This is a genomic window from Janthinobacterium sp. PSPC3-1, from assembly GCF_049896105.1.
In the GTDB taxonomy this organism is placed as follows: domain Bacteria; phylum Pseudomonadota; class Gammaproteobacteria; order Burkholderiales; family Burkholderiaceae_D; genus Janthinobacterium.
This window is the reverse complement of sequence record NZ_JAFCTQ010000014.1, coordinates 1-25,464: the sequence shown is the minus strand read 5'-3', so window position 1 is coordinate 25,464 and position 25,464 is coordinate 1. Positions and strand designations below refer to the sequence as shown.

General features: G+C 64.4%; 26 protein-coding genes. 16 read left to right on the top strand and 10 right to left on the bottom strand.

Going from position 1 to position 25,464, the window contains the following annotated elements; translation table 11 throughout:
• Nucleotides 1–144 precede the first annotated feature (144 nt).
• Genes nirK through ACP7B7_RS16110 form a run of 3 tightly spaced genes read left to right on the top strand, consistent with a single transcriptional unit; the run spans nucleotide 145 to nucleotide 4,600 of the window.
• Nucleotides 145–1,611, top strand: a complete 1,467-nt coding sequence (gene nirK / locus ACP7B7_RS16120; RefSeq protein WP_426077303.1) for a copper-containing nitrite reductase — start codon at nucleotides 145–147, stop codon at nucleotides 1,609–1,611.
• A gap of 22 nt (nucleotides 1,612–1,633) precedes the next feature.
• Entirely contained in the window at nucleotides 1,634–2,311 is a 678-nt protein-coding gene (gene ytfE, locus ACP7B7_RS16115; RefSeq protein ID WP_308924409.1) for an iron-sulfur cluster repair protein YtfE, read from the top strand.
• 15 nt (nucleotides 2,312–2,326) lie between these two features.
• Entirely contained in the window at nucleotides 2,327–4,600 is a 2,274-nt protein-coding gene (locus tag ACP7B7_RS16110; RefSeq protein ID WP_426077374.1) for a nitric-oxide reductase large subunit, read from the top strand.
• A gap of 26 nt (nucleotides 4,601–4,626) precedes the next feature.
• Here ACP7B7_RS16110 and ACP7B7_RS16105 read toward each other — a convergent pair whose 3' ends face one another.
• From ACP7B7_RS16105 to ACP7B7_RS16080, 6 genes are all read right to left on the bottom strand, one after another.
• A complete protein-coding gene (locus tag ACP7B7_RS16105; RefSeq protein WP_308924410.1) occupies nucleotides 4,627–5,010 on the bottom strand; it encodes a DoxX-like family protein in 384 nt (127 codons plus the stop codon).
• Nucleotides 5,007–5,477 carry a DUF2269 family protein gene (locus ACP7B7_RS16100; RefSeq protein ID WP_308924411.1) on the bottom strand — a complete coding sequence of 157 codons (471 nt, stop codon included), beginning with the start codon at nucleotides 5,475–5,477 and terminating at the stop codon, nucleotides 5,007–5,009. The genes ACP7B7_RS16105 and ACP7B7_RS16100 overlap by 4 nt, the downstream gene beginning before the upstream one ends.
• Nucleotides 5,474–6,592, bottom strand: a complete 1,119-nt coding sequence (locus ACP7B7_RS16095) for a saccharopine dehydrogenase family protein (RefSeq protein ID WP_308924412.1) — start codon at nucleotides 6,590–6,592, stop codon at nucleotides 5,474–5,476. Before ACP7B7_RS16095 ends, ACP7B7_RS16100 begins: the two co-directional genes overlap by 4 nt.
• 46 nt (nucleotides 6,593–6,638) lie before the next feature.
• Complete coding sequence (locus ACP7B7_RS16090; protein WP_065309705.1) at nucleotides 6,639–7,061, bottom strand: DUF1841 family protein; 423 nt, start codon at nucleotides 7,059–7,061, stop codon at nucleotides 6,639–6,641.
• A 73-nt stretch (nucleotides 7,062–7,134) separates the two neighbouring features.
• Nucleotides 7,135–7,602 carry a DUF1203 domain-containing protein gene (locus ACP7B7_RS16085; RefSeq protein ID WP_308924413.1) on the bottom strand — a complete coding sequence of 156 codons (468 nt, stop codon included), beginning with the start codon at nucleotides 7,600–7,602 and terminating at the stop codon, nucleotides 7,135–7,137.
• A gap of 65 nt (nucleotides 7,603–7,667) precedes the next feature.
• The gene (locus ACP7B7_RS16080) at nucleotides 7,668–8,567 is read right to left on the bottom strand and encodes an AraC family transcriptional regulator N-terminal domain-containing protein (RefSeq protein WP_426077301.1); all 900 of its coding nucleotides are present in this window, start codon (nucleotides 8,565–8,567) and stop codon (nucleotides 7,668–7,670) included.
• A gap of 149 nt (nucleotides 8,568–8,716) precedes the next feature.
• Here ACP7B7_RS16080 and ACP7B7_RS16075 point away from each other — a divergent pair, with 149 nt between their 5' ends.
• From ACP7B7_RS16075 to mqo, 3 genes are all read left to right on the top strand, one after another.
• Entirely contained in the window at nucleotides 8,717–9,469 is a 753-nt protein-coding gene (locus ACP7B7_RS16075) for an SDR family NAD(P)-dependent oxidoreductase (protein ID WP_426077300.1), read from the top strand.
• A 15-nt stretch (nucleotides 9,470–9,484) separates the two neighbouring features.
• Entirely contained in the window at nucleotides 9,485–9,886 is a 402-nt protein-coding gene (locus tag ACP7B7_RS16070; RefSeq protein WP_426077299.1) for a VOC family protein, read from the top strand.
• A gap of 439 nt (nucleotides 9,887–10,325) precedes the next feature.
• Nucleotides 10,326–11,933: a malate dehydrogenase (quinone) gene (mqo, locus tag ACP7B7_RS16065; protein WP_426077298.1), complete on the top strand. Its 1,608-nt coding sequence runs from the start codon at nucleotides 10,326–10,328 to the stop codon at nucleotides 11,931–11,933.
• A gap of 90 nt (nucleotides 11,934–12,023) precedes the next feature.
• On the opposite strand, the gene ACP7B7_RS16060 is transcribed toward mqo, so the two are convergent.
• Nucleotides 12,024–12,656 (bottom strand): RNA pyrophosphohydrolase, encoded by a 633-nt coding sequence (locus ACP7B7_RS16060; protein WP_426077297.1) that lies wholly within the window; start codon nucleotides 12,654–12,656, stop codon nucleotides 12,024–12,026.
• A gap of 204 nt (nucleotides 12,657–12,860) precedes the next feature.
• Between ACP7B7_RS16060 and ACP7B7_RS16055 the strand changes: the two genes are divergently transcribed.
• Together ACP7B7_RS16055 and ACP7B7_RS16050 are read left to right on the top strand one after the other, a co-directional pair.
• Nucleotides 12,861–14,597: a proline--tRNA ligase gene (locus ACP7B7_RS16055; RefSeq protein WP_426077296.1), complete on the top strand. Its 1,737-nt coding sequence runs from the start codon at nucleotides 12,861–12,863 to the stop codon at nucleotides 14,595–14,597.
• A gap of 14 nt (nucleotides 14,598–14,611) precedes the next feature.
• Nucleotides 14,612–15,211, top strand: coding sequence for a lytic transglycosylase domain-containing protein (locus tag ACP7B7_RS16050; RefSeq protein ID WP_426077373.1), 600 nt, complete (start codon nucleotides 14,612–14,614; stop codon nucleotides 15,209–15,211).
• A gap of 318 nt (nucleotides 15,212–15,529) precedes the next feature.
• Here the strand turns inward: ACP7B7_RS16050 and ACP7B7_RS16045 are convergent, their stop codons facing one another.
• Nucleotides 15,530–15,955 (bottom strand): SWIB/MDM2 domain-containing protein, encoded by a 426-nt coding sequence (locus tag ACP7B7_RS16045; RefSeq protein ID WP_308924420.1) that lies wholly within the window; start codon nucleotides 15,953–15,955, stop codon nucleotides 15,530–15,532.
• 321 nt (nucleotides 15,956–16,276) lie between these two features.
• A complete protein-coding gene (ffh, locus tag ACP7B7_RS16040) occupies nucleotides 16,277–17,644 on the bottom strand; it encodes a signal recognition particle protein (protein ID WP_308924421.1) in 1,368 nt (455 codons plus the stop codon).
• Here ffh and ACP7B7_RS16035 point away from each other — a divergent pair.
• The 8 genes from ACP7B7_RS16035 (at nucleotide 17,643) to ACP7B7_RS16000 (ending at nucleotide 25,032) form a co-directional block, all read left to right on the top strand.
• Nucleotides 17,643–17,807 (top strand): hypothetical protein, encoded by a 165-nt coding sequence (locus ACP7B7_RS16035; protein WP_426077295.1) that lies wholly within the window; start codon nucleotides 17,643–17,645, stop codon nucleotides 17,805–17,807. The two genes, ffh and ACP7B7_RS16035, sit on opposite strands and share 2 nt — an antisense overlap.
• Before the next feature lie 26 nt (nucleotides 17,808–17,833).
• Nucleotides 17,834–18,343, top strand: a complete 510-nt coding sequence (locus ACP7B7_RS16030) for a sigma-70 family RNA polymerase sigma factor (protein WP_426077294.1) — start codon at nucleotides 17,834–17,836, stop codon at nucleotides 18,341–18,343.
• Nucleotides 18,340–19,335 (top strand): FecR domain-containing protein, encoded by a 996-nt coding sequence (locus ACP7B7_RS16025; RefSeq protein ID WP_426077293.1) that lies wholly within the window; start codon nucleotides 18,340–18,342, stop codon nucleotides 19,333–19,335. Before ACP7B7_RS16030 ends, ACP7B7_RS16025 begins: the two co-directional genes overlap by 4 nt.
• 199 nt (nucleotides 19,336–19,534) lie before the next feature.
• The gene (locus ACP7B7_RS16020) at nucleotides 19,535–19,813 is read left to right on the top strand and encodes a DUF3649 domain-containing protein (protein WP_308924423.1); all 279 of its coding nucleotides are present in this window, start codon (nucleotides 19,535–19,537) and stop codon (nucleotides 19,811–19,813) included.
• The gene (locus tag ACP7B7_RS16015) at nucleotides 19,810–21,504 is read left to right on the top strand and encodes a PepSY-associated TM helix domain-containing protein (protein ID WP_308924424.1); all 1,695 of its coding nucleotides are present in this window, start codon (nucleotides 19,810–19,812) and stop codon (nucleotides 21,502–21,504) included. The genes ACP7B7_RS16020 and ACP7B7_RS16015 overlap by 4 nt, the downstream gene beginning before the upstream one ends.
• A complete protein-coding gene (locus ACP7B7_RS16010) occupies nucleotides 21,501–21,842 on the top strand; it encodes a DUF3325 domain-containing protein (RefSeq protein ID WP_308924425.1) in 342 nt (113 codons plus the stop codon). Before ACP7B7_RS16015 ends, ACP7B7_RS16010 begins: the two co-directional genes overlap by 4 nt.
• Before the next feature lie 20 nt (nucleotides 21,843–21,862).
• Complete coding sequence (locus ACP7B7_RS16005) at nucleotides 21,863–23,068, top strand: efflux RND transporter periplasmic adaptor subunit (RefSeq protein WP_308924426.1); 1,206 nt, start codon at nucleotides 21,863–21,865, stop codon at nucleotides 23,066–23,068.
• Nucleotides 23,065–25,032 (top strand): MacB family efflux pump subunit, encoded by a 1,968-nt coding sequence (locus ACP7B7_RS16000; RefSeq protein WP_308924427.1) that lies wholly within the window; start codon nucleotides 23,065–23,067, stop codon nucleotides 25,030–25,032. The genes ACP7B7_RS16005 and ACP7B7_RS16000 overlap by 4 nt, the downstream gene beginning before the upstream one ends.
• Before the next feature lie 18 nt (nucleotides 25,033–25,050).
• Here the strand turns inward: ACP7B7_RS16000 and ACP7B7_RS15995 are convergent, their stop codons facing one another.
• Complete coding sequence (locus ACP7B7_RS15995; protein WP_426077372.1) at nucleotides 25,051–25,284, bottom strand: helix-turn-helix transcriptional regulator; 234 nt, start codon at nucleotides 25,282–25,284, stop codon at nucleotides 25,051–25,053.
• Nucleotides 25,285–25,464: the final 180 nt, after the last annotated feature.

Here is a 25,464-nt window from a genome sequence, read left to right as displayed (position 1 = left end):
CACGCAGGGTACATCCGACCGTTTACCGGCACGGTCATTGCGACCCTGTGTTTTTCAATTCCTTGATTTGAAACGGGTTTTTCCTGGCATGCGAGTTGCGTTATTACAACTGCCAACTCGGCATACAAGACCAAGGATCGTTTCATGAAACCGACTCTCCCCCTTTGCGCCATCGCCGCCGCCCTGTGCCTGCTGTCGCTCGATGCACCGGCGCTGGCCGCCGCAGCCGCCCCCATCGCCAAGGCCGCCGCCAGCGCGCCCGTCACGCGCCGCCATGAACTGCAAACCAATATCGTCGACGGCAAGATGGTGTTTGTCGATGCCAAGGGCCAGGTCAACCCCGTGTTGACGGCCAATACGGGCGACACCATCGAGCTGGTACTGAAAAGCGGCGAGGGCGCCGAGCATGACCTGGTGATCCCCGAACTCAATGTCGCCTCCGCCAAGTTCAGCACCGGCAGCGGCAAGATCACCGTGCGCTTCAAGGTGACCAAAGCTGGCAGCTTTACCTATTACTGCTCGATTCCCGGCCATCGCCAGATCGGCATGGAAGGCAAATTGCAGGTCAGCGGCCCGACCCTGGCCGACGCTGGTGCCGCTGCCGCGCCGGCCACCAGCACCGGCGGCGACGCCAGTTCGGCCGCGCTGGCGCTGTACACGCCGGCGCCGTCGCCGATGCGCGGACCGGACCCCGCGGCCGTCAGCGTGGCGGCCAATCCGGCGCAGGTGCCGGCGGCCATCGGTGCGCGCGCGCCGCAGCTGCTCAAGTACCGCATGGAGACGGTGGAATTGCCCGGCAAGCTCGATGACGGCACCACGTTTACTTATTGGACCTTCAACCGGCAGGTGCCCGGCCCCATGCTGCGCGCCCGCGTCGGCGACACGGTGGAGCTGACCCTGTTCAACGCCAGCGACAGCAAGATGATCCACTCGATTGACCTGCACGCGGTGACGGGCGGCCATGGCGGCGGCCAGCACACGCAAGTTGCGCCGGGCCAGGAAAAAAACATCACATTCAAGGCGCTCAATCCGGGCCTGTATGTGTACCACTGCGCGACGCCCTTGGTGCCGCAGCATATCGCGGCCGGCATGTACGGCATGATCCTGGTGGAACCGGAAGGCGGCCTGTCGAAAGTCGACCGCGAGTACTACGTGATGCAGGGCGAGATGTACACGGGCCGCCCGCACGGCGCGCCCGTGCACCAGGAAGCGAACCTGGAAAAAATGGCCAACGAGCTGCCCGATTACTACGTCTTCAATGGCGAAGTGGGCGCGCTCAGCAAGACCCACAAGCTGCAGGCGAAAGTCGGCGAGACCGTGCGCATCTACTTTGGCGTCGGCGGCCCGAACAAGATTTCATCGTTCCACATCATCGGCGAGATCTTCGACAAGGTCTACAGCGAAGGCTCGATCAGCAGTCCGAAACACGACGTGCAGACCACGCTGGTGGCGCCGGGCGGGGCGACCATCGTCGAGTTGAAAGTCCAGCACCCGGGCAGCTACCTGCTGGTCGACCATGCCCTGTCGCGCGCCGGCAAGGGCGCGGTCGGCGTGCTGGAGGTCACCGGCGAACCCGTTCCCGGTGTATTCCACGCCGGCGCCCATCAATAACCTACACTTTCAAGGAGCAATCATGGATTTCATCGACCAGTCCCTGGGCCAGCTGGCCCGCCGCATTCCGGGCGCAACGCGCCTGTTCGACGCCCACCATCTCGATTTTTGCTGCGGCGGCAACAAGACCCTGCGCGCGGCGGCGGCTGCCGCCGGTGTCGACACGCAGCCCATTGTCGACGAACTGCAAGTGCTGCTGGAACGCGGCGACGCGTCCGGCGAAGGCGAATGGCAGGATGCCTCTGCCGCTGAACTGGTGGCGCATGTGCTGGCGCGCTACCACGCCGTGCACCGCGAGCAGCTGCCTGAGCTGATACGGCTGGCGCGCAAGGTCGAGCAGGTGCATGGCGACCGGGCCGACTGTCCGCATGGCCTGGCCGATCAATTGTCAAGCATGGCGCAGGAGCTGGAAAGCCATATGCGCAAGGAAGAAAACGTGCTGTTCCCGATGATCGCCGGTGGCCATGGGGCGATGGCGGGCGGGCCGATCAGCGTGATGCGCATGGAGCACGACGACCATGGCGTGGCCCTGCGCGCGATCGAGCAGCTGACGAACGGCATCGTGGCGCCAGCCGGCGCCTGCACCACCTGGCGCGCGCTGTACACGGGATTGCGGACCTTCCGCGAAGACCTGATGGCGCATATCCACACTGAAAACAATATCCTGTTCGAGCGCTTTGCGCCGGCCATGGTGCATTGACGAAGAAAGACGATGATGGGGCAATATAAAAAACTCTGGTTCACCTTGATCGGCGTGCTGATCGTGACCTTTTCGCTGCTGGGATACTATGGCGCCGAAGTGTACCGGCAGGCGCCGCCGATTCCTGCGCAGGTCACCGCGCCGGGCGGCAAGCTGCTGTTCGACCGCGAAGGCATCCTCGACGGCCAGACGGCCTGGCAATCGGTGGGCGGCATGCAGCTCGGCTCCATCTGGGGCCACGGCGCCTACCAGGCGCCCGACTGGACGGCCGACTGGCTGCACCGCGAACTGATGGCCTGGCTGGAACTGGCCGCGCAGGACCGGCACGGCAAGGCCTACGCGGCGCTGGATGGCCCGGCGCAGGCGGCGCTGCGCGAAGCGCTCAGGCTCGAATACCGCGGCAATGGCGTCGATGCGGCGCAGGCGCTGCATCTGTCGGCGCGCCGGGTCGAGGCGATCCGCGTCACCGCCAGCTACTATGACCAGCTGTTCTCGGACGCGCCCGCGCTGCGCACCAGCCGCGAACACTACGCCATGAAGGAAAACACCCTGCCCAGCGCCGAACGGCGCCAGCAGATGACGCAGTTCTTTTTCTGGACCGCGTGGGCCGCCGCCACCGAGCGCCCCGGCCTTGACGTCACCTATACCAACAACTGGCCGCACGAACCGCTGATCGGCAACCACCCCAGCGGCGAGAACGTGGTGTGGTCGGTCGCCAGCGTGGTGGTGCTGCTGGCCGGCGTCGGCTTCCTGGTATGGGGCTGGGCCTTCTTGCGCGACCATGACGAGCCCTTGCCGGCGCCCGGAGCGCGCGACCCCTTGACGACGTTTGCCCTGACGGCTTCGCAGCGGGGACTGGGCAAATACCTGTTCCTGGTGGTGGCGTTGTTCATCTTCCAGGTATTCATCGGCGGCTTCACGGCCCACTATACGGTGGAGGGACAAACCTTTTATGGCATCGACGTTTCGCGCTGGTTCCCGTACGCGCTGACACGCACCTGGCATATCCAGGCTGCGCTGTTCTGGATCGCCACCGGCTTCCTGGCCGCCGGCCTGTTCCTGGCGCCGCTGATCAATGGCGGCAAGGATCCGGCTTGGCAGCGGCTTGGGGTCGATGTGCTGTTCTGGGCGCTGGTGGTCGTCGTCGTCGGTTCGTTCATTGGCAACTACCTGGCGATCGCGCAGGTGATGCCGCCCGAATGGAATTTCTGGCTGGGCCACCAGGGGTATGAATACGTGGACCTGGGCCGTTTGTGGCAGATCGGCAAATACGTCGGCATCCTGCTGTGGCTGGCCCTGATGCTGCGCGGCGTGGTGCCGGCGCTGCTGGTCAAGGGCGGTGACAAGAACCTGCTGGCGCTGCTGACCGCTTCGGTGGGCGCGATCGGCCTGTTTTATGGCGCCGGCCTGTTCTACGGCGAGCGCACGCATTTGTCGGTGATGGAGTACTGGCGCTGGTGGGTGGTGCACCTGTGGGTCGAGGGTTTCTTCGAAGTGTTCGCCACCACGGCGCTGGCCTTTATCTTTTCCACCCTGGGCCTGGTGTCGGTGCGCATGGCCACGGCGGCCAGCCTGGCCTCGGCCTCGCTGTTCATGCTCGGTGGCATACCGGGTACCTTCCACCACCTGTACTTTGCCGGCACCACCACGCCGGTGATGGCCATCGGCGCCAGCTTCAGTGCGCTCGAAGTGGTGCCGCTGATCGTGCTCGGTCACGAAGCGTGGGAAAACTGGCGCCTCAAGGATCGTGCAGCCTGGATGGAAAACCTGCGCTGGCCATTGATGTGCTTTGTCGCGGTGGCCTTCTGGAACATGCTGGGCGCGGGCGTGTTCGGCTTCATGATCAATCCGCCGATGGCGCTGTACTACATCCAGGGCCTGAACACCACTCCGGTGCACGCCCATGCGGCGCTGTTCGGCGTGTACGGTTTCCTGGCGCTGGGCTTTACCCTGCTGGTGCTGCGCTATCTGCGGCCTGACTATCGCTACAGCAAGGGGCTGATGAGGACGGCCTTCTGGGGCCTGAACGCGGGCCTGGTGCTGATGATCTTTACCAGCCTGCTGCCGATCGGCATCATCCAGTTCCACGCCAGCGTGACCGAAGGCCTGTGGTATGCACGCAGCGAGGCATTCATGCAGCAGCCCTTGCTGCAGAATCTGCGCTGGGTGCGTACGTTTGGCGACGTGGTGTTTATCGTCGGCGCGGTGGCCATGGCGCTGCAGGTGGTGCTGGGGTTGCTGGGCAAGGCGAAGGCGCCCGCGCTGCCGCAGGCGGTAAGGCCAGCTTGACTAGTTATCCATCTGCCGAAGCCACGCTAGCCGTGGCTTTTCTCCTGCAGGGCCAGGAAGACCAGGCCGGCGACCAGAGGAATGTTTTTCGTCAGCGGCCCGAAAGGGTGGATCAAAAATTCCGGCAGGAAGACGGCGATCACCAGCGTATAGCCCGCCACCTGCGCGCACTGCGTCCACCAGAGCCAGGCCCTGGCATGGACCAGCGAGGCGATGCCCATGGCCAGGTCGGCCAGGCAGGAGGCGGCAAACACCTGTTCCGTATGCAGCGTGATGCCGCTGCGGCGCAGCCAAGCGAGCGATTCGGCATGCGGATACAGATACCAGGACACAAACGCCGTCCATAGCCAGATAAAGGCCATGCCGAGGCGCATGGCCCAGTACAGCCGCTGCAGGTGCGCCGGCGTCATGGCGCGGGCTTGGCCACCATCAGCCAGTAGACCAGCATCAGCGCGGCAAATGCCGGCACGCCGAGCCAGAACCAGCAGCGCGCATAGGTCCAGTACAGGCGCGGCAGAGGCGTGCCCGCGTCGTCCGCCAGGCGGGCCAGGTCGCGCATGCGGATCTGCAGCCACACCACGGGCAGCCAGCAGGCGCCGGCCAGCGTATACAGCAGCATCGAGGCGAAGACCCAGCCGGACAGGATGGGATAGCCGGCCAGGTGCGCCAGCGCCAGTCCGGACAGCGGCTGGATGATGACGGCCGGCGTGGTGAACAGCCAGTCGGCCAGCACGGTCTTTTCGGCCGACAGGCGGATCGCCCGCACCTCGCCGCCCCGGTCGTTGATCCACTTGAAGAAAGCGATGCCGATGCCGGTGCCAAACAGGATCGTGGCGCTGAGGATGTGCAGCCATTTGACGAACAGGTACCAGCTCATGCCGGCACCTCGGTCACGTCGTAGCCTTGCAGCGCGGCCAGGTAATTTTCCACCGTGAGCAGGCCGACGCAGGGCATGGCACCGCGCGGCAGCGGCGCATCATCGCTGCCGGCGCCGGCCAGGCGGTTCGCCAGCGCGATCGCCGCGCCGCACGGGATATGCGGGCCGTGGTTTTGCGCCGCCAGCAATTGCCATGTCAGTATCAACGGCAGGCCATCGAGGCCCGTGCCTTGCAGCGTCACGAACATCGCGCCCTTGTCGCTGACCAGCGGCTCCACCCGGTGGCTGATGGCGTGCAGCGGCCTGACCAGCGGCAGCAGGCTGCGCAACAGGCCCAGGCGCACCAGTTGCGCGGCGGCCCAGACAAGCAGATGGCCGGGCGCACCGGCAAAACCGGCGTGAAACGTGACGGTGTCCAGGCCCGGATAGCGTTGCGGGAACAGCGCCAGGTCGGGCACGTCGCAGCTGCCCAGCAAGCGCCGTCCCACGGGCGCGGCAAAGCGGTGGCGGTGCAGGTCGAGCCAGCCGTGCGTGGTCTGCTGGCTGCCGCCAACCAGGCGCTGGAACGGTTTGCCGCAGTACGAGAAGATGCCGGTCATGGTGGCGATGCCCGGTGCGCGGGCGCCCGAGGCGATGCCGTGGCGGATCGATGTGAGCTGGCGAAAGCGTGGCAGGTAGCGGTCGACCACGGCCGAGGACAGGGCCGGCAGCGAGCTGGCGCCGCTGGTGACGAAGACGCCGCGCTGGCGCGCCAGGTCGTCGAGGCTGGCGATGCCGGCGACAAAATCGCGGCCGTCCGCCAGGTCGATATAGTTGGCGCCGGCCTCGATCGCGGCACGGGCGACGCGGTAATCCTGGCCCTGGAACGGGCCGGCGGTATGGATCAGCGTATCGACGCCCAGTGCGGCCAGGCGCCGCGCCAGATCAGGCACAGCGGCATCGAGCGCCAGCGCCTGCTGCTGCGGCAAGCCCAGTTGCGCCGTCAATGCCGTGGCACGGGCCACGTCGCGCCCGGCCACCAGCAGATGGATAGCCTGGTTGCCGGCCAGCGCCGCGCAAATGCGCGTGCCGAAAAAACCGTAACCGCCGAGTACCAGTATGGTGTGATGGGCCAAGATATCCTTCAGTGGATGAGTTTCTTGGCAACATGATACTACCTGGTCAGCGGCGCCGCACGCAGTCGATATACGCGTCCGTATCGGGCGGCAGGCCGGAACGCTGCGAGGCCCAGATCATCTGGCCCAGGCATTCCATCACTTCGTGCTGGGCCGCGTGGGCCGAATCGAGGCGCTGGGCCAGCTGCTGCACGGCCGTGCGGATGCCGCGCGGCTGGTCGACCTGCACCTGTTCCGTGATCGACAAATGCATGGACAGGTGCAGAAACGGATTGGCCTGGCCGCCTTCGACCGAATAGTCGCGCGCCAGCGCCGCTTCGACGTCACTCAATTCGTTTTCATATTCGGGATGCTCGAGGATCCAGTCGATCGCGATCGCTTCCATCGGCGACAGGATTTCACGGGCGCGGTGCTTGCGCAGGGTGTCGCAAAAGAAGCGGCGCACATCGTCGGAAGAGGGATTGAACATCGTTTTGGCTTGAGGCTGAAAAGGGCAGGCGATATTGTACCGCGTACCTGGAATGCCTACTTGCGCCCCTCCTTCATGCCCGGTCGATGCGGCCCGCGTAGCAACCGCGCCTGGCGTTATGCACGTGGAGATAGCGCACAGCCGGATCGTCAAACAGCCGTGCTATCACGGCTTCGATGGCCATTCCCTCCACCACATCGGCGTCGAGCATCATGCCCTGGTCATCATAGGCGCGCAGCGACAGCAGGCGGATGCGCAGCGAGTCCGGCACCTGGTCGATGGCATCGTAGGCCTGCGTCGCCCCTTCGCGGATAAAAATCGCGTGCGAGGCGCGGTAGGGCGTGTCGGCGCTCTGGCAGACGTGATTGAGCAGCAGTACCGTCTGCCCCGGCTCGGCATCCTCCATGGTGATACGGTCGGGAAAGCCAGGCTTTGCATCGACCAGATACCGTATGACACCCAGTTGTTTCAGTTCGGCCTCGGGCAGGCCATACAAGTGTTGAAATGGCAGCGGCGACAGGCCGGAGATGCGGAAATGCATGCTGGACTCCTGTGGGGAAAGCCGCATCAGACCACTTTCCCGGCATGCCGGCCATCCGCTTCTTGCTATGCAATCCGGAAGCCGGCCACGATGCGCGCCGCGTCGCGCGCCGGCGGCAGGCCAAACTCCCGCGCATATTCGCGGCTGAACTGGGTCGCGCTTTCATAGCCCACATCGAACGCGGCGGCCGTGACGCTCTTGCCGGCGGCCGTCAGCAGGGTGCGCGCGCGCAGCAGCCGGATGCGTTTCTGGTACTGCAAGGGGCTCATGGCGGTGACGGCCTTGAAGTGGCGGTGGAAGGCCGACACGCTCATCATGGCCTGTTCGGCCAGTGTTTCCACCGGCAGCGGCTGGTCGAAGTCGCGCCGGATCACGGTAATCGCGCGGCTCACGCGGGCCATCGCCGTGTCGGGCGTGGCGATCTCGCGCAGCATGGCGCCATGCGGCCCTTGCAGCACGCGGTACAGGATTTCGCGCTCATAGGCGGGCGCCAGCGCGGCGATATCCAAGGGCTTGTCCATCAGGCGCAGCATGCGCACCCAGGCGTCCATCAGTTCTTCGGTCACGGCCGCCACCGAAAATCCGGCCACCGCGCGTTCCGTCCGGGCAGGTTCAGGCAAGTTCTCGGCCAGATCAGCCAGCAGGCCGGCAATGATGGCGGGATCGAGCGTCAGCGCCACGGCCAGGTAGGGTTCGCCCGTGGCGGCCGGCCAGATGGTGCCGATGGCCGGCAAATCGACCGACATCACGAAATAATTCGCGGGACAGTAGTGCAGCACTTTTTCGCCGACCGTCATCGACTTGCTGCCTTGCAGGATCAGGTTGACCATCGGTTGATACACGGCCGCCAGCTCATGTTCGGGGATGGCGCCCTGCACCATGGCCACGCGCGGGATGCCGGTTTCCGTCAGCCGGTTCTGCGCCCTGGCGGCCAGGGTCCTGAGTTCGTTCAATTGGGTATCCATGGCGCCATCTAATCGCAAACCGGACAAGTGCACAAGCACAGAAACCAGCGAAAAGCAGGATCGGGCAGGTTTGCGGCAGGAAGCGGCACGCAAGACCTTCTGCTGAAGCCTACGATGGTGGCACTACCTCACACCTCAAGGAGCTCCAAATGAACATCATCGTGATTACCGGCGGCAGCCGCGGCATCGGCGCCAGCACCGCACTGCAGTGCGCCAGCAAGGGCATGGGCGTGGTCGTGACCTATAACAGCCATGCGGCCGGCGCCGACGCCGTGGTGCGGCAGATTGTCGCTGCGGGCGGCAAGGCCGTGGCGCTGGCGCTGGACGTCAGCAATATCGCGTCATTCGCCGGCTTTCGCGACCAGCTGGCTACCGCACTGCACGCGACCTGGGGCCGCGACAGCTTCGATGGCCTGGTCAACAATGCCGGCTATGGCAACTTCAACGCCATCGAGTCCGTCACCGAAGCCGAGTTCGACGGCCTGCTGAACGTGCACCTGAAAGGGCCGTTCTTCCTGACCCAGGCCTTGTTGCCGCTGCTGGCCGACGGCGGCCATATTGTCAACATGACCAGTGCCACCACCCGCGTGGCCACGCCCGGCGCCGCGCCGTATGCGGCCTTCAAGGGTGGGCTGGAAGTGCTGACGCGGTATATGGCGAAGGAATTCGGTGCGCGCGGCATCCGCGCCAACGCCATTTCGCCGGGCGCGATCCGCACCGACATGACCAGCGGGGCGTTTGACCAGAGCCCGGAATTTGTCACCATGCTGGCCGGCCAGACGGCGCTGGGCCGGATCGGCGCGGCCGACGACGTGGGCAAGGTGATCGCCAGCCTGCTGTCAAGCGATAATGGCTGGGTCAATGCGCAGACGATCGAAGTCGGCGGTGGCTATAACATTTAAAAAAGGAGCTGTGCCATGCTCGACCATGTCTTTATCAGTGTTGCGGATTTCGACCGTTCCATCGCGTTCTACAGCGCCGTGTTCCAGCCGCTCGGCATCACGGCCCGCGTCGACTACGACGGCAAGGATGGCCCGCCCGGCCATCCCGACCTGAAAGGTTTCGGCGCCAACGGCCGCATCTTTTTCTGGCTGCGGCAGGGTATGGTCGATGCGCGCGCGGCCCATGTCGGCTTCGTGGCCAACAGCTGCGCCGAGGTCGATGCGGCGTACGCGGCGGCGATGAAAGCGGGCGCCACCGACAATGGCGCACCAGGCGCGCGCCTGTATTACGACCCGCGCTACCATGCCGCCAGTTTCTTCGACCCCGATGGCTACAGCATTGAAATCGTCTATAAAAGCTGGCAGCATCCGCAATAGCCTGCGCATTTTCGCCCCTCCCCGGCAGCGGTTTACACGCTGCCGGTGCCTCTTCAACCTCGCTTTGTTAACGTCCTGTTACTCCCAAATTAATACCTCAAAGTAAGTGTTATCCACGATCCTGGCGGCCCGGCAAGGGCAAATAACGGTGATAAAATCGCTGTTCTTGATATTTGCTATGGACATCGCCGTCTATTTGTTGTGATTTTGGCCCCGCGCGAGGGCCGAAACAGCAGCGGCGCCGTGTTTTCCTTGTCCGCACCATCGCCACCCGATCGCTGCCGCCACCTGCGGCGCGGCGGCAGCATGCTTGCTTCATCACCATCGATATCTGACTATCCGGCCGCTGTTGACGCTGGAGGGATAGCTGTTTTCCGATGGTCTTGCGCTTGCCGCCTGGTGGCCTGGAAGAGCCAACCCATTCATAACGGAGTAACCCATGCGTAAATCGCTATTAGTTTTGATGTCGTGCCTGATCCTGGCGGCATGTGACAAGACGCCGCCGGCGTCGACGGACAAGCCGCTCGACGTGCTGCTGGTGGGCGCCGGCACCATGAGCGCCACCCTGGGCAGCATGCTCAAGGAACTCGATCCGTCGCTGACGATGGAAATGGTCGAACGCCTGGATTCCGTGTCGGCCGAGAGCTCGGACGCGATGAACAATGCGGGCACCGGCCACTCGGCATTCGCCGAACTGAACTACACCCCGGAAGCGGCCGACGGCAGCATCGAAACCAGGAAAGCCGTTGCCATCAACGAGCAGTTCGAAGTGTCGAAGCAGTTCTGGGCCTACCAGGTCGCCAGCAAGCACCTGGGCGCGCCGCAGACCTTCATCAACAATGTGCCGCACATGAGCTTTGTGTGGGGCGACGACAATATCGCTTTCCTGAAGAAGCGCTATGCCGCGCTGCAAAAGGAAAACCTGTTCAAGGGCATGCTGTTCTCGGAAGATTTCAACCAGATCGAACAGTGGGCGCCGCTGGTCATGCAAGGCCGTGACAAGAACCAGAAAGTGGCGGCAACCCGCATGGACATCGGTACCGACGTCAATTTCGGCAACCTGACACGTGGCCTGGTGAAATACCTGACCGACAGCCATGGCATGACCCTGCACCTGCGTCACCAGGTGGAAGACATCAAGCGCGGCGCCGATGGCGTGTGGAACGTCACCGTCAAGAACCTGGCCGATGGCACTGAAAAGAATGTGCGCGCCAAGTTCGTGTTTATCGGCGCCGGCGGCGGTTCGCTGCCATTGCTGGAAAAATCGGGTATTCCTGAAGCCAAGGGCTTCGGCGGCGTGCCGGTCGGCGGCCAATGGCTGGTGACCACCAATCCGGCCCTGGTCGAAGCCCATGCGGCCAAGGTCTACGGCAAAGCCTCGGTCGGTTCGCCGCCGATGTCGGTGCCGCACCTGGACACCCGCATTATCGATGGCAAGAAAGCGCTGCTGTTTGGCCCGTTCGCCACCTTCTCGACCAAGTTCCTGAAAAACGGTTCGTGGATCGACCTGCCGGCGTCTATCGGCACCGGCAACATCAAGCCGATGTTCCAGGCCGGCTACGACAATATCCCGCTGACCAAATACCTGGTGCAGCAAGTGATGAACTCGCCGGAAGACCGCCTGGCCACCTTGCGCGAATACCTGCCAAACGCCAAGATGGAAGACTGGACCCTGCAGAACGCCGGCCAGCGCGTGCAGATCGTCAAGGATGATCCTGTAAAAGGTGGCTTGCTGCAGTTCGGCACCGAAGTCGTCGGCGCCGCCGATGGCAGCATCGTGGCCCTGCTGGGTGCCTCGCCAGGCGCCTCGACCGCGCCGCCGATCATGATCAAGGTGCTGCAAACGGCCTTCAAGGACCGCCTGGCCACGCCGCAATGGCAAGCCAAGATGCTGGAAATGGTGCCGTCGTATGGCCAGAAGCTCAACAGCGACCCGGCGCTGGCGAACAAGATCCGCCATTACAGCAGCGACATCCTGGGCCTGAAAGCGTTTACGCTGGACGTACCAAACGCTGCTGCCGCGCCAGCGGTCGCCGCAGCAAACTAAGTCAGAAACTGGCCGGTCGCAGTTTGGCCGGCAATAAAAAAGGGGCAGCCTTCACAGGCTGCCCCTTTTTTGCGTGGAGTGATGTCCGGGCTAGGTTTTGCCGGGCAGAATCAATTCCGGCGTGCAGTTGTCACTATTACCGTCCTCGCAGGCCTTGGCCGGTGCCCCTGCCTCTTGCGCACGGGGCGCATGGGGCTGGCGCAAATAGCGCGAGGTATGGCGGTGCGGCTGCTGCGTGTTGCCATGCACGGGCCAGGTCAGGAAGCGCGACAGCTCCTGCAAGGCGCGCTGGTAGACATCACGCTTGAATTCAATCACGACATCGAGCGGGACCCAGTACTCATGCCAGCGCCAGGCGTCGAACTCGGGATGGTCGGTCAGGCGCAGATTGACGTCGTTATCGCGCGCGCACATTCTCAGCAGAAACCAAATCTGCTTCTGGCCACGGTAATGGCCACGAATCTCGCGCTTGATGAAGTGATCCGGCACTTCATAGCGCAGCCAGTCGCGGGTGCGGCCGACAATTTTGACGTGTTCCTGTCTGAGTCCGATTTCCTCTTCAAGTTCGCGAAACATGGCTTGTTCCGGTGTTTCGCCATATTTGATACCGCCTTGCGGAAACTGCCATGAGTGCTCGCGCACCCGCTTGCCCCACCACACCTCGTTCTGGGCGTTTAGCAGGATGATGCCGACGTTGGGCCGAAACCCTTCACGGTCGAGCATAAAACACCTCAAACTTTCTGCGACAGCGCGTCTTTTTTTACATAAATGCCCACAACTCCGCGTGCCAGTGGTCTTTTCGGGGTGCGAAAAGGGCTGGAATCGCACCAATTGAGCGCATTTGTATAAAGTATGGACGCATCAGCCAGCTAATCCTTTAAAATTAGGTTGATTATAACCCTCTCTTTTTAAAAAGAATTCACCGTTATGCGCGCCTCCCGTTTTTTTATCTCGACACTCAAAGATGCCCCTTCTGACGCGGAAATCGTCAGCCACCAATTGATGATGCGTGCAGGCATGATCAAACGCCTCGGTTCCGGCATCTATACCTACATGCCGATGGGCCTGCGCGTGATCCGCAAAGTGGAAGCCATCGTGCGCGAGGAGATGAACCAGGCCGCCGCCATCGAGCTGCTGATGCCGCTCGTGCAGCCGGCCGAACTGTGGCAGGAGACGGGCCGCTGGGACAAGATGGGCGCCGAACTGATGCGCGTGAAAGACCGCCATGGCCGCGAATACGCGATCCAGCCGACCTCGGAAGAAGTCATCACCGACGTGGTGCGCACGGAAATCAAGTCCTACCGCCAGCTGCCACTCAATTTTTATCATATCCAGACCAAGTTCCGCGACGAGCGCCGTCCGCGCTTCGGCCTGATGCGTGGCCGCGAATTCACCATGAAGGACGCCTACTCGTTCGACCGCGACCTGGCCGGCATGCAGGCCTCGTACAAGGTCATGTTCGACGCCTATACGCGCATCTTCACGCGCTTCGGCCTGAAGTTCCGCGCGGTGGCGGCCGACAACGGCGCCATCGGCGGCTCCGGTTCGCATGAATTCCACGTGATCGCCCATACCGGCGAAGACGCGCTGGTGTACTGCCCGACCTCCGACTACGCGGCCAACATGGAAGCGGCCGAAGCGCTGCCGTTGACGGGCGAGCGCCCGGCCGCCACCCAGGCACTGACGAAAACGGCGACCCCGGGCACCGTCAAGTGCGAGACCGTGGCCGCCTTGCTGGGCCTGGACCTGGCGCAGACCGTGAAAACCATCGCCCTGACGGCCGAAACGGAAAAAGACGGCAAGGTCACGAAACAGCATTTCGTGCTGCTGCTGCGCGGCGACCATGAACTGAACGAGATCAAGGTCGGCAAGGTCGCCGGCCTGGCCGGGCACCGCTTCACGACGGAAGAAGAGCTGCTGGAAGTGTATGGCTCGATCCCTGGCTACCTGGGCCCGATCGGCACCAAACTGCCGGTCACCGTGGTGGCCGACCGCACCGTCGCCCAGATGAGCGATTTTGTCTGCGGCGCGAATGAAGCCGATTTCCACTACACGGGCGCCAACTGGGGCCGCGACCTGCCGGAGCCAAGCATTGTTGCCGACCTGCGCAACGTGGTCGCCGGCGACGCCTCGCCGGACGGCAAGGGCGTACTGGCGATCGAGCGCGGCATCGAAGTCGGTCACGTGTTCCAGCTGGGCACGGCCTACTCGGAAAGCATGAAAGCCACCTTCCTCGACGAAAATGGCAAGCCTGCACCGCTGCAGATGGGCTGCTACGGCATCGGCATCACGCGCATCCTGGGCGCCGCCATCGAACAGAACTTCGATGACAAGGGCATTATCTGGCCGGCCTCGATTGCGCCATTCGAAGTGGTGCTGTGCCCGATGGGCATGGACCGCAGTGAACTGGTCAAGGAACAGACGGAACAGATCTACGCAGCCCTGCAAGGCGCTGGCGTCGACGTCATCCTCGATGACCGTGGCCAGCGCCCTGGCGCCATGTTCGCCGACTGGGAGCTGATCGGCGTGCCGCACCGCATCGTGATCGGCGAGCGTGGCCTGAAAGAAGGCAAGCTGGAATACCAGGGCCGCCGCGATGCGGAAGCCACCGGCGTGGCACCAAGCGACATCGTCGCCTTTATCCAGGCCAAAATGGCGCAGTGATCCGCGTGCCTGTACTGAAAACGGCCGGCGCGCTCGCGCTGGCCGCCTGCCTGGCCTGCGCCCCGCTTGCGCAGGCCGGCAACCAGAAGGAAGAGGCGCTGGCCGACTCGGTCCGCCTGGCGCTGTCGCATGCCATCCGCGACGAGCGTCCGCCGCAACCCACTTTTTCCAATCCCGAACAGTTACAGCGCTACCGGCAATGGCTGGCGCAGATGTCGCAGCGCCTGCAGCGCAAACTGCCGGACGCCCAGCTGCGCACGGAATTTTTGGAAACCGTCTGGTACGAGTCGCGCCGCGCGGGCCTGGAGCCGGCGCTGGTGCTGGGCCTGATCCAGGTGGAGTCAAGCTACCGCAAGTACGCGGTGTCCCTGGCCGGCGCGCGCGGCTACATGCAGGTCATGCCCTTCTGGACCGGCGTGATCGGCGACCATGACCGCAGCAAGCTGTTTCACATGCAGACCAATCTGCGCTATGGCTGCGCGATTTTGCGCATGTACCTGGACATGGAAAAAGGCGATTTGTATCTGGCGCTGGGGCGGTATAACGGCAGCCGCGGGCGGCCCGAGTATCCGAATGCGGTGCGGGCGGCGTGGGTGCAGTGGGAGCTCAGATAGGCTGTCTGACGTATTGGAAGACGCAAAGCTTAAAAATGGCGGGCCGGAGACGCGAGCCCGAGAAAATGCCGATGGCGGCGTTGCAGCTCCTCGCCGTACATGCGTACTGTCTTCGTCGCTGCGCCTTGCCCTCGACATTTTTCAGGCCCGCTTGGCCCGATGCACCTGTGCGGGCGCCTGGGCTGTTGACCTTTTGCTGGTGTGCTTGTGAAGCAGGGGCGCTAACTTGACGGCATCAGGGTCTGACCCCAAAAAAATACCCCGCTCGCAGTAAAGCGGCGGGGCACTCGCTCGGCGAAAGTGCCGGCGGGTAGCTGATTATTTCAAATGATCGGAGATGAGCTTCGTCATTTCAAACATGGAGACTTGGGCCTTGCCGCCAAAAACGGCTTTCAGTTTGTCGTCGGCATTGATCATGCGGCGGTTGGCCGGATCTTGCAGGTCGAGTTTTTTGATGTAATCCCAGACCTTCTTGGTCACTTCAGTGCGCGGCAAAGGTGCTGCGCCAACGACGGCTGCCAGTTCGGTGGACGGCGTCATTTCTTTCATGAAGGCTGCGTTTGGCTTGCGTGGTGTTGCCGGTGCTGCCGCTTTCTTCGCCGCTGCCGGTTTCGCAGCCGGCTTGGCTGCGGGTTTTGCCGCTGGTGCGGCTTTGGCTGCGGGTGCTGCTTTCTTGGCGGCTGCAGGTTTGGCTGCTGCTGCCTTGGCTGGCGCTGCTACTGGGGTTTTTTTGGCTGTTGCCATCTTCGAGCCTCCTTAACAAACACATGGGAAATTGCGCAATTAATCGCACGGCTAATATTGGTGGGGATTTACACAGTATGCAAGCGATTTTCACGTTTTCACGAGGAAAAAGCAGCGAAATCCTCCCTCTGTCGCCCGGGCGCAGCGTGGAAGGGCGTGGAAGGGTGTTTTTGCCTGAAAACGGCATGGTTGCTGGCTATGCGGGGAGGGCACAATGCCGGGCTGAGGAAAATGCTGCCCGGCATTATTTAACATACTGTTTTGCTGCTTTTGGCGGTCGCAAAACACCTTCCGGACCGTCGGTCCGGAAGGCTCGATACCTTACTTCAGACCGGGCATCATGCCTTTCATACTGCGCATCATCTTCATCATGCCGCCGCCCGACAGTTTTTTCATCATCGTCTGCATCTGCTCGAACTGGTTCAGCATGCGATTGACTTCCTGCACCTGCACGCCGGCGCCGGCCGCGATGCGGCGCTTGCGGGTGGCCTTGATCAGTTCAGGCTTGGCGCGCTCCTGCGGCGTCATCGAGTCGATGATGCCGCACATGCGGCGCACCTGCTTGTCCGCCTGGTCCATGTTCTTGCCGCCGGCGGCCTGCTGGAACTGGGCTGGCAGCTTGTCCATCAGGTTGGCCATGCCGCCCATTTTCTTCATTTGACCCAGTTGCGCCTTGAAGTCGTTCATGTCGAACTTGCCGCCGACCTTCATCTTCTGCGCCAGGTCGGCCGCCGCCTTGCTGTCGACGCCCTTGCGCGCTTCTTCGACCAGCGCCAGGATGTCGCCCATGCCCAGGATGCGGTTGGCCATGCGGGTCGGGTCGAACGCTTCCAGGCCGTCCAGTTTTTCCGAGACGCCGGCAAACTTGATCGGCTTGCCCGTGATATGGCGTACCGACAGGGCCGCACCGCCGCGCGCATCGCCATCGAGCTTGGTCAGCACGATGCCGGTCAGCGGCAGCGCGTCGTTGAAGGCCTTGGCCGTGTTGATGGCGTCCTGGCCCAGCATGGCGTCGACCACGAACAGGGTTTCAATCGGTTTCACGGCCGCGTGGACGGCGGCGATTTCGCGCATCATCTCTTCGTCGATACCGAGACGGCCGGCCGTATCGATGATCAGCACATCGTGATAGTGCTTTTTCGCCCAGTCCAGCGCGGCCAGGGCGATATCGACCGGCTTGTCGGTGGCGGTGGACGGGAAGAAGTCGGCGCCGACCTGGCTGGTCACCGATTGCAACTGGGCGATTGCGGCGGGACGGTACACGTCGGCCGAGACGGTCAGCACTTTCTTCTTCTTTTCTTCCTTCAGGTATTTCGCCAGCTTGCCGACGGTGGTGGTTTTACCCACACCCTGCAGACCGGCCATCAGGATGATGGCGGGCGGCTGCTGCGCAAAACTGATCTGCGACGCTTCGGGGCCGAGGTCGGCGCCCATGATGGCGGCCAGCTCGCGCTGCACCACGCCGACCAGGGCCTGGCCCGGCGACAGCGAGGAAATGACTTCCTCGCCCATGGATTTTTCCTTGACGCGGGCGATGAATTCGCGCACGGCGGGCAGCGCGACGTCGGCCTCGAGCAGCGCCAGGCGCACTTCGCGCAGCATTTCGGCGGTATTGGCTTCGGTCAGGCGCGCCTCGCCGCGCATGGTCTTGACGACTTTGGCAAGCCGTTGGGTAAGATTATCTAGCATGATCAACCTGCAGTGGAAAGCTTGGGAGTGGGCGGCGCGTGGCCGGACGATGGCCGCCATTTTACTCTATCGCGTGGCGGTGACGGTCTGGCGCAGAGATCGTTTCGTTGGCATTTATGGCAATGCCATGATTGCATGCAGGGCTATTTCAAGGTTAAAATGAGAATAATTCTTATTTACATGGATAGTATGGCGGCCGCCGATTTTGCCCAGCAACAGGAACTGCACGCGCTCTACAGCAGCCATCACGGCTGGCTGCAGGGCTGGCTGCGGCATAAGCTGGGCAATGCTGGCGAGGCGGCCGACCTGGCGCAGGATACCTTTGTCAGCGTATTGACCAGCGGCACGGCGCCGCAGATCCGCGAGGCGCGGCCGTTCCTGGCCACCATCGCGCGCCGCCTGGTGGCGCACCGCTATCGGCGCCAGGTGCTGGAAGACGCCTACCTGGCGGCGCTGGCCTGTTTGCCGCCGGCCGTGGCGCCCGCGCCCGAAGAGCGGCTGCTGGCGCTGGAGGCCCTGCAGGAAATCGATGCGGCCCTCGACGGCTTGCCGATTCCCGTGCGCACGGCGTTCCTGCTGGCCCAGCTCGAAGGCCTGAGCTACGCCGAGATCGCCGAACGCCTCAATGTTTCAGCCAGCTCGGTGAAACAGTATCTGACGCGCGCCAACCGGCACGTGTTTTTTGCGCTGCCGTCGTGAGCGGGGCAAAGGTGCCAGCCATCAGCGAGGCCGTGGCGCAGCAGGCGGCCGACTGGCTGACCGTGCTGATGTCGGACGAGGCGGGCGAGCAGGAGCGCCGCGACTGGCTGCGCTGGCGCGAGATGGATCCTGAGCATGCGCGGGCCTGGGCCCATATCGAAGCGTTTTCGCAGCGCTTTGGCAGCGTGCACAAGGGCGCCGCCGTGCAGGCGCTGGCTGGCGCGGCCAGGCGCCCGGCCAGCGGCAAGCGCCGCCAGTTGCTGGCCTGGCTGGGCGTGGCCGGCGGCGCCGGCCTGCTGGCCGCGCAGGGCGGCGCCCGCGATGGCGCGCGCACCCTGCTTGCCGACTATCGCACGGCCACCGGCGAGCGGCGCGACATTGCGCTGGCCGACGGTGGCATGGTCAGCCTGAATACGGCGTCGGCCGTCAACCTGCGCTTCGATGGCCGGCAGCGACGGATCGAACTGCTGGCCGGCGAAATCATGATCGTCAGCGGCCATGGCGCCGGCAGCGATCGGGTTGGCAACGATGCGCCGCTGGTGGTGGCCACCCGCGAAGGCCTGGTGCGCGCGCTCGGTACCCGCTTTTCCGTGCGCCAGCTCGATGGCGAGAGCCGCGTGGCCGTGTTTGAAAGCGCGGTCGAGATCCGGCCGCTCGATGGCGCTGGCGCTCCCTTGCTGCTGCCCGCCGGGCGCAGCGCGACGTTTACGCGCCAGTACGCCGCTGCGCCGCAGGCCGTCGAGGCCTATGCGGACGCCTGGTCGCGCGGGCAGATGATCGTCGACGACGTGACCCTGGGCGAATTCCTGGCCGACCTGTCGCGCTACCGCCCCGGCCTGATCCACTGCGCGCCGGAAGTGGTCCGGCTGCGCCTGTCGGGCGTGTTTCCGCTGTTCGATACGGAGCGCATCCTCAACATGCTGCCCAATTCGCTGCCGGTGCAGGTGCGCAGCCGCACGCGCTACTGGGTTTCGGTCGAGCCGGCGCCATAGCGGCGTCCCCCTCAAAAAAATATTTTGCGGCAGGACTGCCCGTTTCGGATTCTCGCGGCACCTGTCTTTGAGGGATGCAGTTTTCATCAAAATTACAGGCTTGCCGACAGGACGATCCGGGACGGCCGCCGCCATTATCCATTTGACGGAGAGACGCAGTGATGCAACAGAAACAAACAATCCATGGAGTACCACAGCCATGAAGCCGGTCCACATGCTGTTGTTGTCGCGCGTGCTGGCCGCCATCTTCGGCGGCTATGCCTTGACTTCCGGCGTGGCGGTGCTGCTGTCGGCCATGCTGCCCTTGTCGCGCGTGGAAGCCGTGCAGACGGCCACCCTGAGCGCCTTTGCCGTGTATACCTGCGCCGTGATCTGGGTGTTTTCGGTGCAGGACCTGCGGCGCGCCTGGCTCGGCATGCTGCTGCCGGCGATACTGTGCGCCGGCATCGGCATGCTGCTGTCGCGGGGTGCCGCATGAGTACCAGGCTGGAAAAAGCCGTCAAGTCGCCGCAGTCGGGCGGCTTGCGCCAGGCCATGGCCTGGCTGCATACCTGGAGCGGCCTGTGGATTTCGTGGCTGCTGTTCGCCATCTTCCTGACCGGCACCCTGTCGGTGTTCGAGGAACCGATCGGCCACTGGATGCAGCCAGAGCACGCTTTGGAAGAAGCGGCGCACGCCAGCGAGCCGCCGCCGGCCAAGGTGACCGACCGCGCGCAGCGCCTGGCGCTGGCGCTCGACTTCATGGCCAAGAGCCATCCGAAGGCCGACATGTGGGAAATCTGGCCGGTGCAGCGCCCCGGGCAGGGCCTGTCGGCCTACTGGTTCCAGCCGCAGGGCGGCTATGGTTCGGCCGATCTCGATCCGTTGACGGGCAAGGAGATCCAGCATGGTCACGCGGGCGTGCAGCGCGCCACTCAGGGCGGCCACCATTTCGTCGATTTTCACTACGAGCTGCACGCTGGCCGCATCGGCGTGTGGATCGTCGGCATCACCACCATGATCATGCTGGTGGCGCTGGTCAGCGGCGTGATCACGCACAAGCGCATTTTCAAGGACTTCTTTACCTTCCGCCCGGCCAAGGGCCAGCGTTCCTGGCTCGACGCGCACAATGCGGTGGCGGTGCTGACCCTGCCGTTCCAGTTCATGATCGCCTATACGGGCCTGGTGTTTTATGCCGACGACTATGTGCCGGCGCCGGTGGTGGCGCAGTACGGCGCGGATCATGCCAAGAAATCGTTCCTGGCCGACTGGAACGATGTCGGCAAACCGGCGCGCACCGGCCAGCCGCTGGCCATACCAGACCTGGAGCAGTTCGCGCTGCGCGCCGAGCAGGCCATCGGCCAGGAAATCCGCGCCGTGGTGCTGGACAATCCGAACGACGCCTCCATGCGCGTGTGCATGTATGGCTGGAACGAGGACAGCGAACTGCTCGAGCGCATCAGCGCCAATACGGGCCGCGCCTGTTATGCGCTGGCGACCGGCCTGGAAACCGCCGTGCGCCAGCCTGGTGGTTCGGACACGGGTGGTGCGGCGCTGACGCGCAATGTCATGTCCAACCTGCATATGGTGGGTTTTGGCGGCATCCCGATGCGCTGGCTGTATTTCCTGTGCGGCCTGGCCGGCACCGCCATGATGGGCACCGGCGCGGTCCTGTTCCTGGTCAAGCGGCGCCAGAAGTCGCTCGGCGAATTCGGCGCCGCCACGCCGCGCGTGTACCGCCTGGTGGCCTGCCTGAATATCGCCGCGATCGCCGGCCTGGCGATCGCCTGCATCGGCTTCCTGTGGGCGAATCGCCTGATCCCGGTCGGGCTGGAACAGCGCGCCGGCTGGGAAGTAAAAGCCTTTTTCGGCGTCTGGCTATTGACCCTGCTGCACGCCTGCCTGCGCCAGGAAAAACGCGCCTGGATCGAACAACTAGGCGTGCTGGCCGCTTTATGCCTGCTGCTGCCGGTACTCAATGTGCTGAGCACGGGCGACAATCTGGCGGCGCAGCTCGCGCGCGGCGACCTGGAAAGCGCCGGCGTGGAACTGTGCGCCATCGCCTTTGGCCTGCTTGCGGCCTGGGGCGCCTGGAAAGTCGCCACGCGCAAGGAAAAACCCGCTGCCACCGCCAGGAAAAACCTGCCGGCCAGTGCCAACACATCAACCACCATGGAGAACAACGCATGATCAATACCATCCTGTGCGCACTGGGCCTGTCGTATGCGGGCATGGCCAGCCTGTCGCTGGCGATGGACCGCCACCACGGCCAGGTGTTCGGCCGCGACGCGGCGCCTTCGGTGCGGCGCGCGCTGCAACTGGCCGGCAGCCTGCTGCTGGCGCTGGCCATCTGGCCTTGCGTGGCCGGCTGGAGCGCGTCGGTCGGCGTGGTCGCCTGGCTGGGCTTTTTATCGGCCGGCGCGCTGGGCGTGGCCCTGCTGCTGCCCTATGCCCCCACAGTGCTGTTTCGTAGTTCCCTGCTGGCAGCCGTCGCCGCGCTGGCAGGTCTGGTAACCCTGCTGCAGTAATCTTCTTCAAGGACAGACCGATGCACGTTTCACCCAAGGCGACACCGTTTCATACTTCCCGCCGCGCGGCCATTCTTGGCGCCGTGGCCCTGCTGGCGCTGCTTGGCGCCGGCGCCCTGTGGGCCACGCGTGGCCCGGCCACCATCTTCGAGACCACCCCCGTCAAGCGCGGCAGCATCGAGGCCAGCGTGACGGCCATCGGCACCCTGCAGCCGCAGACCTATGTCGACGTGGGCGCCCAGGTATCGGGCCAGATCACGCGCCTGCACGTGCAACCGGGCACGGTGGTGGAAAAAGGCCAGCTGCTGGCCGAGATCGACCCCAGCGTGCAGCAGGCCACCGTGGACGCGGGCCGCGCCGCGCTGGCCGGCCTGCGCGCGCAACTGGCGGATCAACAGGCGCAGCACCGCCTGGCCGGCCGGCAGCATGTGCGCCAGACGCAGATGGCCAAGTTCGATTCCACCCCGCTGGCCGAGCTGGAGCTGGCCGAAGCCACCTTGGCCTCGGCCGCCGCCAAGATCGACCACCTGAAGGCGCAGATAGACCAGACCCAGGCCAGCCTGAAGGCCGATGAGGCGCGCCTGGGCTATACCCGCATCTACGCGCCGATGGCCGGTAGCGTGGTGGGCCTGGACGCGAAAGAAGGGCAGACCCTGAACGCGACCTACCAGACGCCGAATATCCTGCGCATCGCGGACCTCTCCGCCATGACCGTATGGACCGAAGTGTCGGAGGCCGACGTGCGCCGCGTGCGCGCCGAGATGCCGGTGTATTTCACCACGCTCGGCGGCGACCAGCGGCGCTGGAGCGGCAAGGTGCGGCAGGTGCTGCCGGCGCCGCCGGTGCCGGGCGGCACCAGCGCCGGCACGGCCCTGGCGCCGTCGACCAGCAAGGTGATCCTGTATACCGTGCTGTTCGACGTCGACAACGCCGACGGCGAACTGATGCCGCAGATGACGGCGCAGGTGGTGTTCGTCACGGCGGCGGCCAATAATGTGCTGGCCGTGCCGCTGCCGGCCCTGAAACCGTCCAGCGCCGAAGGAGCGAAGAGCGGGGAGTTTACGGCGCGCGTGATGGGGGCGGACGGCAAGGTCGGCGAGCGCGAAGTGACGGTGGGCGTGCGCAACCGCCTCAGCGCCGAAGTGCTGAAAGGCCTGAAGGAAGGCGAACTGCTGGTGACGGGCGAGCAGCCGGCCGGCAATGGCCCGAGCAGGTTCCAGTTATGAGCGGGGTTGACAACACTGCGCCTTTGATCGAGCTGCACGGCATCCGCAAGCGCTATGGCGGCCATGACGGCGCGCCGGCCGTCGAGGTGCTGCGCGGCGTCACCTTGTCCATCGGCGCCGGCGAATTCGTCGCCATCGTCGGCGCGTCCGGCTCCGGCAAGTCGACCCTGATGCACTTGCTCGGTTGTCTGGACCGCCCCAGCGACGGCACGTACCACTTTGCCGGCCAGGACGTGGCCAGTTTGAATCCCGACGAACTGGCCTGGCTGCGGCGCGAAGCGTTCGGCTTCGTGTTCCAGGGTTATCACCTGATCGCCACCGAATCGGCGCGCGAAAACGTCGAAGTGCCGGCCCTGTATGCGGGCATGCCGGCCGCCGCCCGCCACGCACGTTCCGCCGCGCTGCTGCAACGCCTGGGACTGGGCGAGCGGTTTGACCATCGCCCGAATCAATTGTCCGGCGGGCAGCAGCAGCGCGTGTCGATCGCGCGCGCGCTGATGAACGGCGGGCGCATTATCCTGGCCGATGAACCGACCGGCGCCCTGGATACCACCAGCGGCGCCGAAGTGATGGCTCTGCTGGGCGAGCTGGCCGACGCCGGCCACACCATCATCCTGATTACCCATGACCGCAAGGTGGCGGCCCAGGCGCGCCGCGTGATCGAGATCCGCGACGGCGAGCTTATCGAAGACTCGGGCGCGGTGGCCATTCCCGCCACGGCCGCCGCGCTGCCGCCGCTCGACATGTCGCGCGCCGCGCATGACACGGGGGCTTCGTTGGGCACCGAACTGCTGGACGCCGCGCGCGCCGCCTGGCGCGTCCTGTGGATCAACCGCTTCCGCACCGGGCTGACCCTGCTCGGCATCGTGATCGGTGTCGCCTCCGTGATCGTCATGCTGGCCATAGGCCTTGGCACGCGCCAGCAGGTGATGGCGCAGCTGGGCGCGTTCGGCTCCAACCTGCTGTACATGGCCTCGCGCGGCGAAAGCTCGCGCATTCCGGGGCGCAGCATCACCCTGGGCGACCTGGAAGCGCTGAAGGACGTGCCGGGTATTTCGCACGTGCTGCCGAATGTCACCGGCAACAAGGTGATCCGCCATGGCAATATCGACGTGCAGACCTATGTGCGCGGCACCGGGCCGGCGCTGCCGCAGATCCAGACCTGGCCAGTGGCCAGGGGCGGCTTCTTTACCGAACAGGACGAGCGCGAGATGGCGACAGTCGCCGTGCTGGGCGCGCGCCTGGCTGAAAAACTGATGCCGGACGTGCCCAATCCGGTCGGGCAGACCATCCTGATCGGCAACGTGCCGTTCCAGGTGATCGGCGTGATGAGTTCCAAGGGCGCGCTGACGGGCGAAAAAGACGAGGACGACGTGCTGCTGCTGCCGTTTTCCACGGCCGGCATCCGCGTCTTTGGCCAGCGCGAGCCGACCTACACGGTGCTGGCGGCGGCGGACGTCAAACGCGTGACGGAAGTCGAGGCGGCGGTCGACGCCGTGCTGTTCGAGCGCCACCGCATCCGCGACTACGGCATCAGCAACGCGGCCGCCTCGATCGCGGCGGAAGCGAAAACGCAGGACAACATGACCATGATGCTCAGCCTGATCGCCGCTGTGTCGCTGGTGGTGGGCGGCATCGGCGTGATGAACGTGATGCTGATGACGGTGCGCGAGCGCACGCGCGAAATCGGCATCCGCATGGCCACCGGCGCGCGCCGGCGCGACATCCTGCGCCAGTTCCTGACCGAGGCGGTGCTGGTGTCGGTGGTGGGCGGCGTGGCCGGCATCGTGGTCGGCATCGCCTTCGCGGGGCTGCTGCTGGTGTGGGAAGTGCCGGTGATCTTTTCGCTGAGCGCCATCGGCGGCGCCTTTGCCTGCGCCGTGGTGACGGGACTGGTGTTCGGCTTTATGCCGGCGCGCAAGGCGTCGGGACTCGATCCGGTGGTGGCGCTGGCGGGGCAGTAACGGCGCCGTCGCGATGCTCTACAGCATTGCGCGGTAGCGCCCCGGCGTCTGCCCCAGCACCTTGCGGAAAGCGACACCCATGTGCGACTGATGGGTAAATCCGCAATCGGCGGCGATGATGGCCAGCGGCGCCTTGTCACGCCGCATGCTGGCGCGCGCTGCCTGCACGCGCGTCTCGACGATGTAGGCGTGCGGGGTCATCCCTGTCATCCTGGTAAATTCTCTTAAAAAAGCCAGCGGTGTCCGGTCCACGGACGCCGCCAGTTGCACGATGGTCAGTGCTTGATCGAACTCGCTTGCGATCCGGTCCAGCACGCGCCCGTATTTTGCGCGCAGTTGCTGATCAAGCGTGGTCGTTTTTTTCTAGGGCGGCACATTCTGCTTACCTCTCCCGCGGGCACTATTGAAGCGCGTTGCTGTCCAAGGTCGCAT

Bases quoted from the DNA above. Each gene is read 5' to 3' on its own strand.
- ACP7B7_RS16075 (WP_426077300.1), top strand. From the start codon at position 8,717: ATGAACATCATCGTGATTACCGGCGGCAGCCGCGGCATCGGCGCCAGC.
- ACP7B7_RS16085 (WP_308924413.1), bottom strand. From the start codon at position 7,602: ATGCATTTCCGCATCTCCGGCCTGTCGCCGCTGCCATTTCAACACTTG.
- mqo (WP_426077298.1), top strand. From the start codon at position 10,326: ATGCGTAAATCGCTATTAGTTTTGATGTCGTGCCTGATCCTGGCGGCA.
- ACP7B7_RS16010 (WP_308924425.1), top strand. From the start codon at position 21,501: ATGATCAATACCATCCTGTGCGCACTGGGCCTGTCGTATGCGGGCATG.
- ACP7B7_RS16015 (WP_308924424.1), top strand. From the start codon at position 19,810: ATGAGTACCAGGCTGGAAAAAGCCGTCAAGTCGCCGCAGTCGGGCGGC.
- ACP7B7_RS16030 (WP_426077294.1), top strand. From the start codon at position 17,834: ATGGCGGCCGCCGATTTTGCCCAGCAACAGGAACTGCACGCGCTCTAC.
- nirK (WP_426077303.1), top strand. From the start codon at position 145: ATGAAACCGACTCTCCCCCTTTGCGCCATCGCCGCCGCCCTGTGCCTG.
- ACP7B7_RS16110 (WP_426077374.1), top strand. From the start codon at position 2,327: ATGGGGCAATATAAAAAACTCTGGTTCACCTTGATCGGCGTGCTGATC.
- ACP7B7_RS16000 (WP_308924427.1), top strand. From the start codon at position 23,065: ATGAGCGGGGTTGACAACACTGCGCCTTTGATCGAGCTGCACGGCATC.
- ACP7B7_RS16020 (WP_308924423.1), top strand. From the start codon at position 19,535: ATGAAGCCGGTCCACATGCTGTTGTTGTCGCGCGTGCTGGCCGCCATC.
- ffh (WP_308924421.1), bottom strand. From the start codon at position 17,644: ATGCTAGATAATCTTACCCAACGGCTTGCCAAAGTCGTCAAGACCATG.
- ACP7B7_RS16060 (WP_426077297.1), bottom strand. From the start codon at position 12,656: ATGCTCGACCGTGAAGGGTTTCGGCCCAACGTCGGCATCATCCTGCTA.
- ACP7B7_RS16070 (WP_426077299.1), top strand. From the start codon at position 9,485: ATGCTCGACCATGTCTTTATCAGTGTTGCGGATTTCGACCGTTCCATC.
- ytfE (WP_308924409.1), top strand. From the start codon at position 1,634: ATGGATTTCATCGACCAGTCCCTGGGCCAGCTGGCCCGCCGCATTCCG.
- ACP7B7_RS16035 (WP_426077295.1), top strand. From the start codon at position 17,643: ATGATCAACCTGCAGTGGAAAGCTTGGGAGTGGGCGGCGCGTGGCCGG.
- ACP7B7_RS16045 (WP_308924420.1), bottom strand. From the start codon at position 15,955: ATGGCAACAGCCAAAAAAACCCCAGTAGCAGCGCCAGCCAAGGCAGCA.
- ACP7B7_RS16090 (WP_065309705.1), bottom strand. From the start codon at position 7,061: ATGTTCAATCCCTCTTCCGACGATGTGCGCCGCTTCTTTTGCGACACC.
- ACP7B7_RS16105 (WP_308924410.1), bottom strand. From the start codon at position 5,010: ATGACGCCGGCGCACCTGCAGCGGCTGTACTGGGCCATGCGCCTCGGC.
- ACP7B7_RS16005 (WP_308924426.1), top strand. From the start codon at position 21,863: ATGCACGTTTCACCCAAGGCGACACCGTTTCATACTTCCCGCCGCGCG.
- ACP7B7_RS16055 (WP_426077296.1), top strand. From the start codon at position 12,861: ATGCGCGCCTCCCGTTTTTTTATCTCGACACTCAAAGATGCCCCTTCT.
- ACP7B7_RS16100 (WP_308924411.1), bottom strand. From the start codon at position 5,477: ATGAGCTGGTACCTGTTCGTCAAATGGCTGCACATCCTCAGCGCCACG.
- ACP7B7_RS16080 (WP_426077301.1), bottom strand. From the start codon at position 8,567: ATGGATACCCAATTGAACGAACTCAGGACCCTGGCCGCCAGGGCGCAG.